Here is a 17,855-nt window from a genome sequence, read left to right as displayed (position 1 = left end):
TCGTGCCCACCAACAAGGAGCCCCGCCATGCTGCTGTCCAAGTCCGAAATGATCGCGCCCGAACGCGCCCTGCCAGGCCGCGAGACGCCGCTGCAGACCGACCGGCTTCACGTCGTCAGCGGCCGCCCGCTCAAGGGCCCGCACCCGGAAGGCTTTGAGAGCGCCCTGCTGGCCATGGGCTGTTTCTGGGGTGTAGAGCGCCTGTTCTGGCAGGTGCCGGGGGTGTGGGTGACGTCAGTTGGCTATGCGGGCGGCTATACGCCCAATCCCACCTATGAGGAGGTCTGCACGGGGCGCACGGGCCATGCCGAGGTGGTCGAGGTGGTGTTCGATCCCGACAAGGTCAGCTTTGAGGCACTGCTCAGGGTGTTCTGGGAGAACCACGATCCCACCCAGGGCATGCGCCAGGGCGGCGACGTGGGCACCCAGTACCGATCGGCGATCTATGTGGCCGACGAGGCCCAGCGCGCGGTGGCAGAGCGCTCGCTCGCCGCCTATCAGCAGGCGCTGAACGACCGGGGCATGGGCGAGATCACCACCCGCATCGAGCCGCGCCCGGCATACTATCTGGCCGAGGGCTATCATCAGGGCTATCTGGCCAAGAATCCCGATGGCTATTGCGGGATCAAGGGCACGGGCGTGGTGTGCCCCGTCGGTGTGGGTGTGGGTGTGAGCGGCTGAGGCCAACAGGCGTGCGGCTGGTCACTTGCGAGGCCGGGCTGTGGGCCATGTCGATGGACAGGTCATGGGCGCTGCCCGCCGCATCGTGCGACAGTGCGGTCATGCGTGAGGCCCCGTCCCAGGCCATGGTGCTGCCTACCCCGTTGCCCCGGCTCACACCGGTCAGACGCCCGAGGTTATCATAGGTGTAGGCCCCCAGCACCCCGGCACCGCTCGACGCCCCGTTCTCGCGGATGGCCGTGACCTCGCCATAGAGGCTGTAGTCATACTGGGCATAGACGTTGTCGGGCCAGGTGATGCGCGTGCGCCGCCCGGCCAGATCGTACTGGAAGCCGACCGTGCCCAGCGGGCTCGACTGGCTCAGGTCGCGCGACAGGGCATCCCAGGTGAAGCTCAGGGTCTGGCCACCGGCAAAGCTCTGGGTGAGGCGCCGCCCGAGGTTGTCATAGGTGTAGGCGAGGTTCTCCATGCCCGACGGCGTGGTCAGGGTCGTGAGCCGGTTCAGGTTATCGTAGGACGCCGTGAACACCGCACCACTGCGCCGCCGCTCGCTCACCACATTGGAGGCGGCGTCATAGGTCAGTTCCTCGTAGTCGGTGGTCGAGCTGCCCGAACCCGACACCTCGGGATAGCGCGTGCGCGACAAACGGTCGAAGCCGTCATAGACCAGCGTGGTCCTCCAAATTGGGTGATATTCTAGGGGATTATTGACGGAACCCACTTAGCAGCCAACTAATAGCTTTTTCTGAAATCCAGAACGATAAAGCGATGGGTATATACGTACGGAAAAACATTTCTAAAAATAACCGCAGAATAAACATTAAATCAAAAAAAGCAGCACTTTTTATAGCGTAAACACACGAAAAGATAGCGCAAAGCGAACCGGCAATAAAATAAAAAAATGGAAGAGCTCGCTTGTGGCTGGTATTACTTATTATATTTGCGTATAGTAGACTTATGATATAAGAGAAAAAAACCAATACATATGATATAAGAAGGTATGCCTGAAGCGCTATGTGGTCAAGGGCGAACCCCATCAGAAAAAATATAGCGGCCATAACAAATATTGCTACAAACGCCTCTGCGATTCTTCTAAAAGCAGTCATGAGTTACCTCGTAGCGCAAGCTCTTATATGCATCATGTGCGATCGCCAAACTGGCTGAGCTGCGAGCTCATTTGCGATCCCGTGAGGCCCCGTTCCTATTCCTCGAATAATCACCGCGATGGACGTTCCGCCCAAAAAATCAACGTGGTGTACTCTAAAATATACCTCTCCCTCATGAAGTGTATGTCAGGGAAGGGTTATATTTCGAAGCGTCCTTCTGTCTGAATCAACACGATGAATCACGGAACCGCGAACGATGCCCATAACATTCACACTTGATAGATGACCGTCCGTGATCGGATCGGTCAAGCCGGTCACCCCGGGTGCCGGGTTCAATAGTAAACACCGAAATACCCTATCAATATCGCAACTATGACAGATAATGTCTCTGAGGCCATAGTCGTGAGGGGCATGAACTTGGGACTGTCCATTTCTTCCGGCCCCCCGTCCCCCTCCGCCAATCTGTCCGCCGCCCCAAGCGGTCAGCCGGAAAGAGATAAAGGTCGAGCTTGAGTCTGTTGCGCAGCTTCCTCTCGGGCCATCTTGGGGTAGATCGGGGCGTGAGGGGATGTCAATTTCGAGGCAGGTCTCAGTGGTTTGCCTGATCCGCCCCCTGAATGTCCCACTCGGATCGACCATGTTCAGGGGATCGTTGCGGACGTAGGCATAGAGGTTGAGGCCGTCGCCGTAGCCGATCGGGTCGGGCTGCAGGAACCGGCCCAGGGCGGGGTGATAGGCGCGGGCGCGATAGTGCCACAGCCCCGCCTCCGCCAGCCACATCTGGCCGGTGTAGCCGAATGTGCCGGTGTTCATGCTGCCCGGCTGGCCATATTCGTCACAGGGAGTGATGTTGGGGTGTTGATGCTGGCTGGCGTGCCATCGGGCAGGGTGATGGCGATGATCGAGCCGCGCTCGTCGGACAGCGGCCAGCGGCGGTCCGTGGTGCCCGTGCCCTCGTAAAAGGCGATGTGGGCATCCATGCCGACGCCCGGCACATGACGGCGCAGCAGGGCGCCCGTGCCGCTGTACTCGCCGATCACCTGATTGCCGGCATAGAGATAGCGCGTGGTGGCAGCGCCCGCCGCCTCATACAGCCGCCCGGCAGGATCATAGGTCAGGCTCAGCGGCCCGGAGGCTATTAACGGCGACGCTGAACCACAACTGATTAAGCTTTGTTGATACTAGTCAGGTGCCGAATGCGTGAGCGCAGCATAGCCGTAGTGCGCTCTGGCCTGATTGAGTGCGTGGATTAGTTCCTCTGCATCCCCATCCAGCATTTCAGCATGGATCGATCCCTTAGGAGTATCTCCATTCCATAATGAAATGAACTGCTTTCTATCGCCATCCAGCGTTACCTTTGAAATGTCGTCGCAAACATCTAGGTCTAACATTGGGCTTAGCCAGAGCATGCGTCTTCCTTTCACATGAAGCGCTGGGTTTTTGGTAAGATAATATACTAGGCTTATAGGGGGCGCTGTTGCTGACTTAAGGAACAGTAAAGCGATCAGGGCTAGTGAACCTGTGTATACCAAGCCGGATCCGGGCGCAAAATTCCAGGTTAAGACAGGCTGAATGCCACCCAGCAAAATCAATGCATATAAAGCTGTGGCGATGAAGAAGTAGGGAGGGTAGGGCGATTTTATACGCCATGACCTATCAACATAAACCAAAAGTCGTCCCCATCAGATTTTGCAGGAATCTGCCTGCGGCTACATCGGCTCCGGTATAATCCACTATCGTGCAGCTCGCCAGTGGGCCGCCCGCATACCCTAATGCGAAGCCGCTGGCCGCCCCGGCCTGCCCAAAACCCGCGTTTCCGTAGCGCCTGACCACGACAGCCATCTGTATGCCCAAGGGGCAGGGCGCTGTGTTAGCTTGGTGGGGTAAAGTCGGCAGAAAGCTCGCTAGAGCATCGTCCTCGGCGCCGCATTCGTCGTGGGTGGTGATGGCTATAACCGAGCCGCCCTCGTCGCTGAACAGCTATCTTCGCGTTCGACAAGACAGCAATGCTATTTGTCTTCGGGCCACTTCCCAGCCTCAACAGCCTTGACTAAATCATCAATAGATATGCTGCCGTAAAGGTTATAGCCAAAGAATCGAAATATGGATGCAATAATTGCGCTCCCTTCATTGGGGCATATTTGTTGTAAGAAAAAGACGAAAAATCAGCGCCCGTGGCCTGCGCAATATCGGCTATCATCTCGTCAAAATCGTCGCCCCATATATTGAGATGGAGATAAATCTGAGCGCTAGTTCCATATTGTTGAATATCGACAGTTGAATATTTCTCTACTATAGCCAGAACCGCGTTAGTTGCATGTGTGTTGCGGTTGTCCAATGGCGATCTCCTCTGAGCACTGCCTACAGGCTGCTCCCAAGTGATAGGCAGTCGCGACTTCAGTTGCCACTCTGGTTGCGATGGAGGCAAGAACGGGGGCAGAGCAACTCCGACATATGCTGCGGGCGTGCCTAGTCAGTGCTCACCGGCGAGGCCTGCGCCGCGATCCAGCGGTCCATGTGCTGGTCGAGCAGGGACAGGGGCAGGGGGCCGTTGACCAGCAGCGCATCGTGGAAGGTGCGCACGTTGAACGCCTCGCCCAGCGCGGTCTCGGCCCGCACCCTGATCTCGCGCAGGCGGATCTCGCCGATCTTGTAGGCCAGGGCCTGGCCGGGCCATGAGATATAGCGCTGCAGCTCGGTCTCGATGTTGTGCGGGGCCAGGGCGGAGTTCTCGGCAAAGCAGGCGCGGGCCTGTTCGATGTCCCAGCCCATCCAGTGAATGCCGGTGTCGGCCACCAGGCGGCACGCGCGCCACATCTCGTAGGACAGCCGCCCGAAGCGCTCATAGGGATCGCGGTAAAAGCCCATCTCCTCGCCCAGGAACTCGGCATAGAGGCCCCAGCCCTCGACAAAGGCGGTGATGCCGGCATTGCGCCGGAACCAGGGCTGTTCGCCAGCCTCCTGTTGCAGGGCGATCTGATGGTGATGGCCGGGCACAGCCTCGTGCAGGGTCAGGGCCGGAAGCTCGTAGAGCGGGCGCTGATCGAGGCGGCCGGTGTTGACGATATAGCCACCCGCCACGCCGTTCTCGAGACTGCCGGGGAAGTAGCGGCCCGTGGTGTAGGTCTCCTCGATCTCCAGCGGCACGGGGCGCACGCCATAGGGCAGGCGTGGCAAGGTGGCGAATAGCGATGGCATGGCATCATCCGCGCGCTTGGACATTTCTGACGCCTTTTCCAGCAGCTCCTCGCGTGTGCGGGCATAGAAGCGCGGGTCGGTGCGCAGGAACTGAAGGAAGCTGGCAAAATCGCCGGTCCAGCCGCTGGCGCGCATCTCGACTTCCATGCGAGCGCGGATGCGGGCGACCTCTGACAGGCCGATGGCGTGAATCTGGTCGGGGGTCAGATCGGTGGTGGTGAAGCTGCGCGCCAGCCACGCATAGGCCTCGCGCCCGCCCGGGCGGTTCCCGATGCCGAGCTGTTCGGGCGCGCGCGGCAGATAGTCCTGTTCAAGGAAACGCACCCACTCGCGCCGGCGGGGCGCGATCTCGGCATTGATGATGTCGATGGCCTCGGCGCGCAGACGCTCGCGCTCAGGTGCGGGAAAGCTGGCGGGCAGGGTGTCGAAGGGCACCAGCAGCGGGTCGGTCTCGGGCGTGAAGGCCGCCTCGTTGCGAAGGCCGATCAGGGCGGCCTCGACCGTTGGGCGCGGCTGAACCATGCCGGTCTCGAGGCCTCTGCGGGCGTTGGCGAGGCTGTCGTCGAAGGGCTTGCCCATCTGGCGCAGGCGCGACAGCCAGGCGTCGGCATCGGCACGGTTCGACAGGCGCGTGGTGCGCGCGATGTAGGCGAGCGACTGACCCACGCCGCCTTCGTTGCGAAACGCCAGGCGGCCCAGATCGAGCGCGATTTCCTCCAGCGCCTCGTCGATGATGGCGGACAGGAAGGCGTGGTTCAGGCGTTCGTCATCGCTGAGGCGGGCCGTGTCGATGCGGGCAAGGCGGCGCTGGAAGCCCTCGAGATGCGGCACGCGCGCCAGCTCGGCCTCTCGCGACCAGTCGGGCATGCGCGCGCGCGCCTCGGCATTGCCCTCGCGCCCCTCCGAGATGGGATCGAGCCCGCGCGCAAAGCGCTCATAGTCGGCGATGATGGCATCCAGCTGGATCGAGGCCATGGAGCGGGCGCTCTGCTCGCGCGGCTGATCGGCAAGGCCGGTGGCGGCGCAGCCCGCCAGCCCTGCGCCCAGAATGAGGCCGGCCACCGCCACCGAGGCCAGTTTGCGCGCATGGCTCATGGTGCTCTCCCCCCTGATCCGGTGATGAGGGGCAGTGGAGCGCGCCAGGGCGGGCCGGTCAACCGGCAAGGCGCACGCGCCATGTGAACCAAGCAGGCCGTCACGCACTGTAATCTCGCCCGCATCGAGCGGCGATCAGGAACAGGAGCAGGCAATGGTGAGCTTTATCGTACAGGTGCTGGTGACGGCGCTGGGGCTGTGGCTGTCGGATTATCTGCTGGCAGGCATAACCTTTACCGACACGGTGACCCTGCTGCTGGCCTCGGTGATCCTGGGCGTGGTCAACGCCTTCGTGCGCCCGGTGCTGGTGATCCTGACCTTCCCGATCACGGTGATCACCCTGGGTCTGTTCCTGCTGGTGATCAATGCGGCCATGATCGGCCTGACGTCGCTGTTTCTGGGCGGCTTTGTCGTGGCGGGCCTGTGGCCGGCCATCGGTGCTGCGATCATCACCGGCGTGGTGAGCTGGATCGCCTCGATGGTGGTGCGCGACTGATCGACAGGCGAGTGCCAAAAGGGAAGGGGCGCGCAAAGAAAAAGGGGCGGTGGCTTCCCACCGCCCCTTGCCTTGCGAACAAGGCAGTCTGGTCTGACGACCCTGTTACCAGGAGCGCGCGATATTGAAGAACACGCGGCGGCCGATCCAGTCGTACTGGGAGGCCAGCGGCGTGTTGCCGATGCGCGTACCACCACCCGAGGCCGAGGTGATCGGCGGGGCTTGGTCGAACACGTTGTTGATACCGGCCTGCAGCGTCCACTGGTCCATGCGACGACGCACCGAGAAGTTGTGCGTGAAGTAGTGATCCGTGAAGCGCTTGAAGAACACCGGCTCACCGAGGAAGGTGCCCGAGTTCGGCGGTGTCAGGAAGTCGGCGTTCGAGGTTTCACCCACGAAATCAACACCCCAGAAGTAGGTCCAGTCGCCGCGGTCGAAGCGGGCAGAAGCATTACCAACGAAGTCGGGCGAGCCGATGCGCTGGTGGTTCTGGATCGGAGCCGCCGTGCCAAACACCTGCGATTCCCAGTTCAGGATGTGGGTAAAGCGGGCGTTCAGAGTCAGGTCACCCAGTGCGAACCGGTGACGGTAGCGCATGGTCAGATCCAGGCCTTCCGATTCCTGACGTGCGATGTTCACGTAAGAATCGTTGACCGAGATGATCTGGAATTCCCGCGTCGAACCCGGAGGAGCCCGGGTGATGAGCGCGCAGAGCGGCTCGGCCGGGAAGTCTTCCGAGGTGTAGCAGCGGTTGACGATATTGCCTGCACCGAACTGACGGACCTCATCGATCACCTCGATGCGGTAGTAGTCGAGGGCGATGTTCAGGTCGATGAAGGACGGCGTCCAGATCAGACCGATGGACTGGGCCTCGGCCGTTTCCGGGTTCAGAACGCCGATGCCGCCGCCAGTGACGATTTCCGCCGAGGAGGTGCCAGCGCCGTTGTAGGTGTTGGGAACACCGACTGCGAGACAGTTGGCATCAAGCGTGGGGTTGCCGGCGCGCGCGGTCGGGTTGGCGCAGGGGTCGATCTGGGCCTGACCAAGGAAGCTGGTCTGGTTGGCGAGATACAGCTCAAACAGCGCCGGGGCGCGGAACGAGGTGCCCTGCGAGGCGCGGATGCGCCAGGAAGGCGTGATCTGCCAGTTCAGACCGACCTTGTAGGTGGTGTTGTCACCATAGGAGTCATAGTCCGAATAGCGGCCCGACAGGTTCAGCGTGAGGCTGTCCATCAGGAACGCGTTCCGGACCAGCGGCAGTTCGAGTTCGCCGAAAATTTCGCGAACGCTATCGGAACCGGCGGTACGGCCAGCTTGGGACTGACCCCAGAGGTTGCCGCGCTGCTGCTCCGGTCCGGGCTGATCATCGATCTCCTCACGACGGATCTGGAAGCCCAGAGCCGCGCCAGCCGGGCCGGCGGGCAAAGTGAAGAGGTTCGGAGTGGTGAGCAGACCCTCGATGTAGGCGTGGGTATAGATCGTGTTACCGATCTCGTAGCCTAGGATGTAATCCCGCTGAGCCTGAGGCAGGGCACCATTGTTGATGTAGTTGGGATCGGTCCAGTTGAACACGCCCGGGCAGGTCGGCGAACCGGGCAGGAGGGCGGGAAGGTCGCAGCCGGTAGCACGGAACGCCGCCTGTCTGGCCGCGATGGCCTGAACGGCGGGGTCAGGGCTGAGCGGGTTCGCAGGAGCGACGGGGATCAGGGCACCCGAGACGGCGTTGACGCGGTCATTATAGAAGAACGCGCCGCCGTAGTCGGCGTCCGAGCGGCTGTATTGTGCCGCGATTTCCCAGTCCCAGCCTCCGCCAACGTTGATGGAGCCGCGGATGCCGGCCACACCGCGCATGTAGTCGACGCGCTGCTTGCCACCCGTTTCCCACAGCACGACCGGCAGAAGGACGTGACAGAACAGAAGCGGGTTGGTGTTGTTACAGTTGCCGCCCCACGGGTTGGTGGGGTGGAAGTTGGAGATTTGCGGGAACAGCTGACGCCAGCTGTCCTGACGCGACTGACGACGGTTGATCAGCAACTCGCCGAACACCTCGGTGGTCGGGGTCAGGTCGAAACCCGCAAACGAGGCAAAGCTGTAGCGCTCCACCGGAGAGATCGCAGTACGGCTGCGGTAGCGGTCATCATAGAGCGGGTAAAGACCACGAGCAGCGCGCTGCTCGGAGGACGGGCGCGCGGCGATGGAGCAGTTGAAACCGCCACCGGCAGCAGCCGCACCGCCCGCCACATGGAAGTAGCCGGGCATGTCGCAGCCCTGGTAGCCCTGACGGAACACCGGGGCCACATTGAATGACGCGGTGGGATCGGTGCGGAAGTCGCCCGAGCGGTTGTAAACGCCACCGTTAACGACCACAGCCGACGCACGAACGATGTTCGTCAGCACGAAGTCGCACTTGAAGTTGCCGGTGGCCGGGTCGATGACGTCGGCGCGGACCTGATAGTTCGGGTCGCGGTAGAAATAGCTCTGCGGGCAGTCGAACCACTCACGGTCACCGAAGGTGAGCTGTTCGCGACGATAGTACTCAGCCGCCGCCGAGATGTAGCCGCGATCGAAGGTCCAGCCCTGGCCGAGGCTTAGACGCAGCTCTTCACCGCCGCTCTCGAACGGCTGGCTGTAGAAGACTTCGGCACGGCCGCCGTCGAGGTTGGTGCGGGTGATCACGTTGATCACGCCGGCCACGGCGTCGGAGCCGTAGATCGACGAGGCACCGTCCGTCAGGATTTCCACGCGCTCGATCAGAGAGCCGGGGATGACGTTCAGGTCCGTCGGGCCGACGGTGCCACGAGCACCGGCGGGGCCGACGCGGCGGCCGTTGAATATCACCAGGGTGCGGTTGGCGCCGAGGCCGCGCAGCGAGATGGTGTTCACGCCCGGGCCGCCGGTGGTGACGAAGCCGGTGAAGAAGTTGTTGATCTGGGTGGCGGTGTTGGCCGCGGTGGAGCCCTGAAGGATCTCCGATGTGTCAGCCAGACCCTCGAGGGTGGCTTCTTCAGCGGTGATCACCTGGATGGGCTGGGTCGCCGTGAACTCGTTACGACGAATGCGCGAGCCGGTGATGACAACCTCACCGACCTGAGTGGCCTGCTGCGAAGAAGGACGCGGACGCTGATCGTCCTCGTCTTCTTGCGACTGCGCAAAGGCCATCGACGGCGCCGCCATCGCGATACCCGCGATGAACGTCGTCGCCAGAAGGGTCTTTCTGTCGAACGCCATTTTTGAACATCCCCCAAAAGGCTGGCGGTTAAGTGGAAGGCACAACGCCCCTGATTACCGAAAGGCACGCCTCCCGATCATGGGCAGACTAAGCGGCGTTGGACGTAAAGACCAAGCGCCCAGACTCAATCGTGGCACATTCATAAAGGAACCGTAACGTAATCGCCACACTTGGGGCGATGATCAGGCCAATTGTGGCGGCGAAATGCGCGCATCAGGCGAACTGCTTGATTTCCGGCGATGTTTTCCAGAGCTACGAAAGTGGCGGCTTTGCCATAATTACAGGACCGTGAGATCGCGATGGCCCCTCAATCTCCGCGTGTGTGGCGGCGGTGCTGCGCCGGACAGCCGGGCAGGCGGGCAGGCGGGCAGGGGCCCAGGTGCAGTCCGGTTCGATGAGCGCGGGCGGGCAGGCGCGGCCCAGGCAGTATCAGGGCGTGGCCTGAGCGGGCGCGCAAAGAAAAAGGGGCGGTGGTTTGCCACCGCCCCTTTCAAGGTCGAACGCGAGAGCCTGTTACCAGGCGCGCGAGATGTTGAAGAACACCCTACGGCCGATCCAGTCGTACTGGGAGGCCAGAGGCGTGTTGCCGATGCGCGTACCGCCACCCGAAGCCGAGGTGATCGGCGGCGAGGTGTTGAACACGTTGTTGACACCGGCCTGCAGCGTCCACTGGTCAGCGCGGCGACGGATCGAGAAGCCGTGCGTGATGTGGTGGTCGGTGAAGCGCTTGAAGAACACCGGCTCACCGAAGTAGGTGCCCGAGTTCGGGGGTGTCAGGAAATCGGCGTTGGAGGTCTCGCCCACGATGTCGGTGTTCCAGAAGTAGGTCCAGTCACCGCGGTCGAAGCGGGCCGAGACCTGGCCAACGAAGTCGGGCGAGCCGATACGCTGGTGGTTCTGGGTCGGCGCCGACGCGTTGAACAGCTGCGACTCCCAGTTCAGGATGTGGGTGAAGCGACCGTTCAGGGTCAGGTCACCGAATCCGAAGCGGTGAGCGTAGCGGATCGTCAGGTCGAGGCCTTCGGACTCCTGGCGCGCGATGTTCACGTAGGAATCGTTCACCGAGACGATCTCGCTGGGACGCGTGGGATCGGTCGGCGGGTTGCGGACGATGAGCGAGCAAAGCGGCTCGTTGGCGAAGTCGTCAGAGAAGTAGCAGGCGCTGACGATGTTGGCCGCACCGAACTGACGCACTTCGTCCTGAACCTCGATCTTGTAGTAGTCCAGCGCCACCGACAGGTCGACGAACGCAGGCGTCCAGATCAGACCGATGGACTGAGCCTCGGCCGTTTCGGGGTTCAGGATGCCGATGCCGCCGCCCGTGATGATCAGGGCCGAGGACGACACGCCCGTGCCATAGCCTTCCGGCACGCCCGCCGCGAGGCAGTTGGCGTTCAGGGTCGGATTGGTGGAGCGCGCCAGGGCCTGACGGCAGGGGTCGATGGCGGCCTGACCGAGGAAGCTGGTCTGGTTGGCCAGGAACAGCTCGTACAGCGCCGGGGCGCGGAACGAGGTGCCCTGCGACGCGCGGATGCGCCACGCAGGCGTGATCTGCCAGTTCAGACCGACCTTGTAGGTGGTGTTGTCACCATAGGAGTCGTAGTCCGAGTAGCGGCCCGACAGGTTCAGCGACAGGCTGTCGATCAGCGGCACCGAGCGGATCACCGGGACCTCGAACTCGGCGAACACTTCGCGCACCGTGTCCGAACCCGTGGTGCGACCGGCGCTCGACTGGCCCCACGAGTTGCCGTTGCGGGCCTGCTCGCCGGGGTTGTCGTCGATTTCCTCGCGGCGGATCTGGAAGCCGAAGGCGGCACCCAGCGGACCGGCAGGAAGGTTGAACAGGTTGCCGGTGACGATCCCTTCCACATAGGCGTGGGTGTAGGTCGTGGTGCCCTGCTCGTAGCCGATCAGGAACGCTTCGTCCTCCGGACGCAGGCGACCGAAGAGCACCGCGTCGTTGGTCAGCAGCTGCAGGCCGCCCACCGGGCAGCTCGAAGCCGTGGTCAGGAGCGAGGTGTCGCAGCCCGACGGATCGAGAGCGGCTTCGAAACGGTCAGCATAGAAGAAGTTGCCGCCGTAGGTGCCGCGCGAGCGGCTGTACTGCGCCGCCAGTTCCCAGTCCCAGCCGCCCATGGCGTTGATCTGGCCACGGATGCCGGCCACGCCGCGGTAATAGTCGACCTGCTGGTCCTGGTCGGTGTTCAGCAGCAGGGTCGGTTCGGCGTCGAACGGATAGGGGTTGGCCGGATGGCCTTCGTCGAAGATGCCCCAGATCTGACGCCAGCTGTTCTGTTCCGACTCGCGGCGGTTGAACAGGAACTCACCGAAGATCTCGGTGGTCGGGGTCAGGTCGTAACCGGCAAAGGCCGAGATCGAGTAGCGGTCCACCGGCGAGACGGCCGTGCGCGAACCATAGCGGTCCGAGTGGGCCGGGGTGCGGGCGAACATGGCGCGCTGCAGGGCAGCCGGAGCCGTTCCGGGCACGGCGCACGACTGGCCGGCACCGTTGAAGCCGCCGCCGATGAAGAAGGCGCGCACCTGACGCAGGCCGTTCAGGTCACAGCCGTTGGGGCCGCCGCCGAGCACGGCCGAGGGGTCGGGCATGAAGTCGGTGCCCGCACGCGGGCCGCTCCAGACCGAGATCACATTGGCGGTGACGCTCTGGCACTTGAACTCGCCGGTCTCGGGATCGATGACGTCGGCGCGGATCTGATAGTTCGGGTCACGATAGACGTGCGCCTGCGGACAGTCGAACCAGTCGCGGTCGCCGAAGCGCAGGGGCGAGCGGCGGTAGAACTCGCCGGCCACCGACACATAACCGCGGTCGAAGGTCCAGCCCTGGCCGATGTTGGCGCGCAGCTCTTCACCGCCGCGCTCGAGCGGCTGGCTGTAGAAGACTTCGGCGCGGCCGCCGTCGAGGTTGGTGCGGGTGATGATGTTGATCACGCCGGCCACGGCGTCGGAGCCGTAGATCGACGAGGCACCGTCCGTCAGGATTTCCACGCGCTCGATCTGCGAGCCGGGGATGGTGTTCAGGTCGGCCGGGCCCACCTGACCGCGCACACCGGCGGGGCCGACGCGGCGGCCGTTCACCAGCACCAGGGTCCGCTGGGCACCGAGGCCGCGCAGCGAGATGGTGTTCACGCCCGGGCCGCCGGTGGTGACGAAGCCGGTGAAGAAGTTGTTGATCTGGGTGGCGGTGTTGGCCGCGGTGGAGCCCTGAAGGATCTCCGAGGTATCGGCCAGACCCTCGAGGGTGGCCTGCTCGGCGGTGATCACCTGGATGGGCTGGGTCGCCGTGAACTCGTTACGACGAATGCGCGAGCCGGTGATGACAACCTCACCGACCTGGGTGGCCTGCTGCGAGGAAGGTTGCGGGCGCTGATCGTCCTCGTCTTCCTGGGACTGGGCCAGAGCCATCGACGGGGCGGCCATCGCCAGGCCGGCGATGATCGACGACGCCAGAAGGGCCTTCTTGTCGAATTTCATGATGCGAACGTCTCCAATGGATTTTTTCAACATGCGTTGAGAGTGCGAGCGGATCGATCGAAAGGGATGTTTCCGAAATGACGCTTTCACTGCGCCCTGTCTTAAGGAGCGGGGGCGGAGGAAAAAGTTACGATTGTCCGTAAGGGCCAATTCGTCGCCGTGTCGTAACAAAATCGCCACAGTTGCGGATGCAGAATGTGGCCAAGATGTGGCAGACCTAGGCATTGCCACGGAAATCCGTTTCAGACCCGCGCCTTGCGGGGGTGGCAATTCGCTCTGGTGCGACACAATCGGCTCGTTATAGTGGCCGCAAGCGTGTGGGCTTTGTGGCAATCCGGGGTTTTCCGCGGGTCGTCCGGGCCCAGGCGCGCAGACGGCGCCCGCTCAAGATCGGGCAGCATCATCAGGTGTGGGGAGTGACCATGTTGTTCAGAAAGTCTCTGGCGGGGGCAGCTCTGGCTGTCTTTGTCGGCGTGGGCGCGGCGCTGGCCGGCGCCGGCAGCGCCATCGCGCAGAATGTGCCCGAAGCGATGCATTTCGCGCGGCGCCCGGCGATCTCGTCGGTGGATCTGTCGCCGGACGGACGCCATCTGGCTGCCGTTGTCTCTCCCGACGGCACGCGACGCCATGTGTCGATATGGCAAACAGATAATTTCGATGCGGCACCATTTAATATAGGCACCGACGAGAGGTCGGAGCTTGTGAGTGTCCGCTTTGTCTCTAACGACAGAATATTTGTGACGACGCAGCAGCCATTTGTGACAGGCAATCTCAGAACATTTGTTTCAAGAACGCAGCTGTTGCGGCTGGATGGTACGCCCGTAACAACAAGCCTGAGTTACCCTGAAGCCGGACAGTTTGAACCGTTCGTTGGGCTCGGAAACCTGGTAAGCACTCTTCCCCTAGAAGAGGATTTCATACTTGTAGGATCTCCGCGGCCAGGTGGTGACACCTATCGCTTCAACATTAGGAATGGAACTTACGAGCGCTATCAGAGGGGTTCGGACAGGTGGTCTAACTTTCGAGACGCGCGCGGTGAGATTCGCGGACGCGTCAGGGCGGACTTTGAGTCTGGAGCTGCGTTCCGCTCGATTGAGATCTTGCATCCCGATACGGGGGCTTTTGAGGAACACTTTCGTGTTTACGCGAGGGATCGTGGGGGCGCGATTGGTATTGCGGGCTTTTCAACAGACCCTAATATTATTTTCATCTACCAGACATCTGAAGGCCGCGACAATTCGGCAGTCTACGAATACGATATACGCCAGCGGCGCATCGGCGAGGTTGCATTCGCTCACCCTGTTTTTGATGCGGCGGGCATAATCCAGTCGACCTATGCTGAGGACTTTGGCGAAATTCTCGGTTTCCGCTACGCAGGCGAGCGGACCAAAACTTTCTGGGTTGATCCAGCCATCGAAGATGCAGTTGACCAAATCCGGGCTGCGTTGGCCCCGGATCGCAGGGTTTTGCGCTGGCAAGGCATCGCGGATGGAAGAACCTATAATCTGGAGACGGATGCTGGCGCTGATGTCTCGCTCGTCGCATGGTCGCGTGACAGGAGGCGCTTGGTCGTTCGTCGATCAGGGTTCAGAACGCCGCCTGAGTATCATGTTTTGATCGATGGCAGGCTGAGGCTCTTGGGCCGCGCTTATCCCGAACTGGCGGGTAACTCCGCGCTAGGCGATGCGGAGGTCATCCAGTATCCGGCCCGCGACGGCTTGCAAATTCCAGCCATCGTTTACAGGCCAAATGCCGAGATATACGGCCCCGGTCCATATCCCGCGATCATTGTGCCGCACGGTGGCCCGTGGGCCCGGGACGACAGCGACTGGGACACGACGGGCTGGAGCCAGTACTTCGTTTCGCGCGGTTACACCGTGATCATGCCCCAGTTCCGGGGGTCTTTAGGTTGGGGTGATCGGCTATGGATCGCTGGCGACGGCCAGTGGGGGCGTACCATGCAGGATGACAAGGATGACGCTGCCCGCTGGCTTATCGCTCAAGGTCTTGCCGACCCTGACCGGATCGCGATGCACGGCTATTCCTATGGTGGCTATTCGGCCATGATGGCGGCGGTCCGTCCCAGCGGCCTGTACCGGTGCGCCGCCGCCGGGGCGGGTCCGTCAACGCTTGATATGGCAAGACGCGAAACGTACGATAATCGTTGGGTGCGCGAGGTTCAGCATCCCGCCATTGACGGCGAGGACCCGCTGAGGCTGGCGGCTCATGCCAACATCCCGCTCTACCTTTACAGTGGCGACCGCGACAATGTGGTGAACCCTAATGACTCAAGGCGCATGGCCTCAGCATTGAGGGCGAACGGTTCTTTTGTGCGCCTGGAAATCCTTCCTGTCATGGACCATACGCTCAACACCTGGACCCCGGCCAATTTCGCCGCGATCCTGACCACGGTGGAGGACTTCTTCCAGAACCAGTGCGGGCCGGGCGGCTCGGGCTCTCTGTAAGGGCGGTCACCGGGCGCGGCGGGCGCGTTTCCCGCTGCGTTTACCACCTTCGAGACGGCGGGGTTCGCACCATGCGGCCCCGCCGTTTTGGTTTGCGCGCGGCTTATGTTCACGAAACTGCAACTTAGGCCTTTGCCCCGGCCCGACTCACGCTATCGGGTAACAGTCTTTTAAGGTTGATGGGCGCTTTCTTAACGCTGTCCGCTCATGGCGATTCGCAGCCCGCGCCATCAGCCTGGCGAGACAGGGTCGAGAGGTCGGAAAACACATGTCACTTTCTCTGGTTCGCCCCCAGGGCACGGAGCTGAAGCCCCGGATCGTCGTCTTTGGCGTCGGTGGTGCTGGCGGCAATGCGGTCAACAACATGATCGAGTCCCAGCTTGAGGGGGTCGAGTTCGTCGTTGCCAACACCGATGCCCAGCATCTGAGCTATTCCAAGAGCGATCGCCGCATCCAGCTGGGCCAGACCATCACCCAGGGCCTGGGCGCCGGTGCCCATCCCGAGATGGGCATGAACGCGGCCGAGGAATCGGTGGACGAGATCAATGCGCACCTGGAAGGCGCGCACATGGTCTTCATCACGGCAGGCATGGGCGGTGGAACGGGTACGGGGGCTGCACCCATCATCGCCAAGTGTGCACGTGATCGCGGTATCCTGACCGTCGGCGTCGTGACCAAGCCGTTCACCTTCGAGGGCCGTCACCGCATGCGCCTGGCCGATGCGGGCATCGCCGAGCTGCAGCGCTATGTCGATACCCTGATCGTCATTCCGAACCAGAACCTGTTCCGTGTCGCCAACGAGCGCACCACCTTTGCCGATGCGTTCGGCATGGCCGATCAGGTGCTGCACTCGGGCGTGCGCTCGATCACCGACCTGATGATCCTGCCGGGCCTGATCAATCTCGACTTTGCCGACGTGCGCGCCGTCATGAGCGAGATGGGCAAGGCCATGATGGGCACCGGAGAGGCCTCCGGCGACGACCGCGCCATCAATGCGGCCCAGAATGCCATCTCGAACCCCCTGCTGGACGAGACCTCGCTCAAGGGCGCCAAGGCCGTGCTGGTCAACATCACCGGCGGGCCGGACATGACCCTGCTGGAGGTGGACGAGGCCGCCAACGCCATCTCCTCTGAAGTCGATCCCGAGGCCAACATCATCTTCGGCGCCGCCTTCGACCCGGCGCTGGAGGGCAAGATCCGCGTCTCGGTGGTCGCCACCGGCATGGACGAGGTGGTGATGCAGAAGATCGAGCCCTCGGGTCTGAACCGGCGCGAGCCGGTGCGCGGGCCAGAGCTTCGTGGGCCTGAGCCTCGCTCGCCCGAGCCTCGCATGGAGGCGCGCACCGAACCTCGTGTGGAGCCCCGCGCCGAGCCTGCCGTGGCCCGCGAGACGGTCGAGCCCGTGCGTGCTGCGGCTCCCCAGCCTGAGCCCCGCGCCGAGGTGCGCCCCGAGCCGCGCATCTATGATGCCCCGCGCGAGCCCCTGCTTCGTGAGCCTGCGCGTCAGGAAACCACGGCCCGCGACAGCCTGAGCCGCGACATCCGAGAGCCCATGATCCAGCCCGGCAGCGACAGCCGCGTCATCGGCCGTATCGTCGATCCGGCGGTCGAGGGCGAGGACGACGAGGGCCAGGGCGATCTGTATCTGGACCGCGGCCTCGGCCCGGTGCGCGATGCGGCCCGTCAGGACTATGGCCAGCGCGATCACAAGCGCCCCGGCTGGAGCCTGTTCAAGCGCCGCGATGCGGACGTGCCCCAGCCCGGCCCGCAGCGCGCCCCCACCGAGGCCAGCGCAGCAAGCTACCGCCCTGACACGGCGCCCCAGCCCGCGCCCCAGATGCGCAGCACCGACAGCGCGCGTCTGGCCGAACCCCAGCGCGAGGAGGATGATCTTGAGATCCCCTCCTTTCTTCGCCGCCTCGCGAACTGATCCCAAAAGGCGACGCTGAGACACATTGCAAGGCCCGGCGAGCGATCGCCGGGCCTTTGTCTTGCGCGCTCTGAGCCACCGCGCTTGCGGGCGCGCGTAACAATCCGAAACCTGGTTTCAGTTTCTCGCTTGAAGCCACGCGGTTAATAGGGAAGTGGGGCGT

At 62.7% G+C, this 17,855-nt stretch carries 11 protein-coding genes; 4 read left to right on the top strand and 7 right to left on the bottom strand.

Annotated features, from left to right (window positions below):
- The first annotated feature begins 27 nt into the window (after positions 1–27).
- Complete coding sequence (msrA, locus tag ACK4E3_RS04335) at positions 28–681, top strand: peptide-methionine (S)-S-oxide reductase MsrA (RefSeq protein ID WP_409696876.1); 654 nt, start codon at positions 28–30, stop codon at positions 679–681.
- Here msrA and ACK4E3_RS04330 read toward each other — a convergent pair.
- From ACK4E3_RS04330 to ACK4E3_RS04310, 5 genes are all read right to left on the bottom strand, one after another.
- On the bottom strand, positions 626–1,402 hold the full coding sequence (locus ACK4E3_RS04330; RefSeq protein WP_409696873.1) for a hypothetical protein: 777 nt from the start codon (positions 1,400–1,402) through the stop codon (positions 626–628). The genes msrA and ACK4E3_RS04330 overlap by 56 nt on opposite strands.
- Positions 1,403–1,973: 571 nt before the next feature.
- Positions 1,974–2,600, bottom strand: coding sequence for an RHS repeat-associated core domain-containing protein (locus tag ACK4E3_RS04325; RefSeq protein ID WP_409696871.1), 627 nt, complete (start codon positions 2,598–2,600; stop codon positions 1,974–1,976).
- Positions 2,597–2,827, bottom strand: a complete 231-nt coding sequence (locus ACK4E3_RS04320) for a hypothetical protein (RefSeq protein WP_409696868.1) — start codon at positions 2,825–2,827, stop codon at positions 2,597–2,599. The genes ACK4E3_RS04325 and ACK4E3_RS04320 overlap by 4 nt, the downstream gene beginning before the upstream one ends.
- A gap of 1,010 nt (positions 2,828–3,837) precedes the next feature.
- A complete protein-coding gene (locus ACK4E3_RS04315; RefSeq protein WP_409696865.1) occupies positions 3,838–4,125 on the bottom strand; it encodes a hypothetical protein in 288 nt (95 codons plus the stop codon).
- A gap of 131 nt (positions 4,126–4,256) precedes the next feature.
- Positions 4,257–6,080 carry a DUF885 domain-containing protein gene (locus ACK4E3_RS04310; RefSeq protein WP_409696862.1) on the bottom strand — a complete coding sequence of 608 codons (1,824 nt, stop codon included), beginning with the start codon at positions 6,078–6,080 and terminating at the stop codon, positions 4,257–4,259.
- A gap of 154 nt (positions 6,081–6,234) precedes the next feature.
- Here ACK4E3_RS04310 and ACK4E3_RS04305 point away from each other — a divergent pair, with 154 nt between their 5' ends.
- Complete coding sequence (locus ACK4E3_RS04305; RefSeq protein WP_409696859.1) at positions 6,235–6,576, top strand: phage holin family protein; 342 nt, start codon at positions 6,235–6,237, stop codon at positions 6,574–6,576.
- Between the two features lie 105 nt (positions 6,577–6,681).
- Here the strand turns inward: ACK4E3_RS04305 and ACK4E3_RS04300 are convergent, their stop codons facing one another.
- Together ACK4E3_RS04300 and ACK4E3_RS04295 are read right to left on the bottom strand one after the other, a co-directional pair.
- Positions 6,682–9,804 (bottom strand): TonB-dependent receptor plug domain-containing protein, encoded by a 3,123-nt coding sequence (locus ACK4E3_RS04300; protein ID WP_409696856.1) that lies wholly within the window; start codon positions 9,802–9,804, stop codon positions 6,682–6,684.
- A gap of 514 nt (positions 9,805–10,318) precedes the next feature.
- On the bottom strand, positions 10,319–13,297 hold the full coding sequence (locus tag ACK4E3_RS04295; protein WP_409696853.1) for a TonB-dependent receptor plug domain-containing protein: 2,979 nt from the start codon (positions 13,295–13,297) through the stop codon (positions 10,319–10,321).
- A gap of 422 nt (positions 13,298–13,719) precedes the next feature.
- Between ACK4E3_RS04295 and ACK4E3_RS04290 the strand changes: the two genes are divergently transcribed.
- Positions 13,720–15,762 (top strand): alpha/beta hydrolase family protein, encoded by a 2,043-nt coding sequence (locus ACK4E3_RS04290; RefSeq protein ID WP_409696850.1) that lies wholly within the window; start codon positions 13,720–13,722, stop codon positions 15,760–15,762.
- Between the two features lie 268 nt (positions 15,763–16,030).
- The gene (gene ftsZ / locus ACK4E3_RS04285; protein WP_409696847.1) at positions 16,031–17,692 is read left to right on the top strand and encodes a cell division protein FtsZ; all 1,662 of its coding nucleotides are present in this window, start codon (positions 16,031–16,033) and stop codon (positions 17,690–17,692) included.
- The last annotated feature ends 163 nt before the right edge of the window (positions 17,693–17,855 follow it).

Source organism: Brevundimonas sp. (assembly GCF_046299595.1).
Taxonomy (GTDB): domain Bacteria; phylum Pseudomonadota; class Alphaproteobacteria; order Caulobacterales; family Caulobacteraceae; genus Brevundimonas.
Note: the sequence above shows the minus strand (reverse complement) of the source record. Positions and strands in the feature narration are given on the sequence as shown.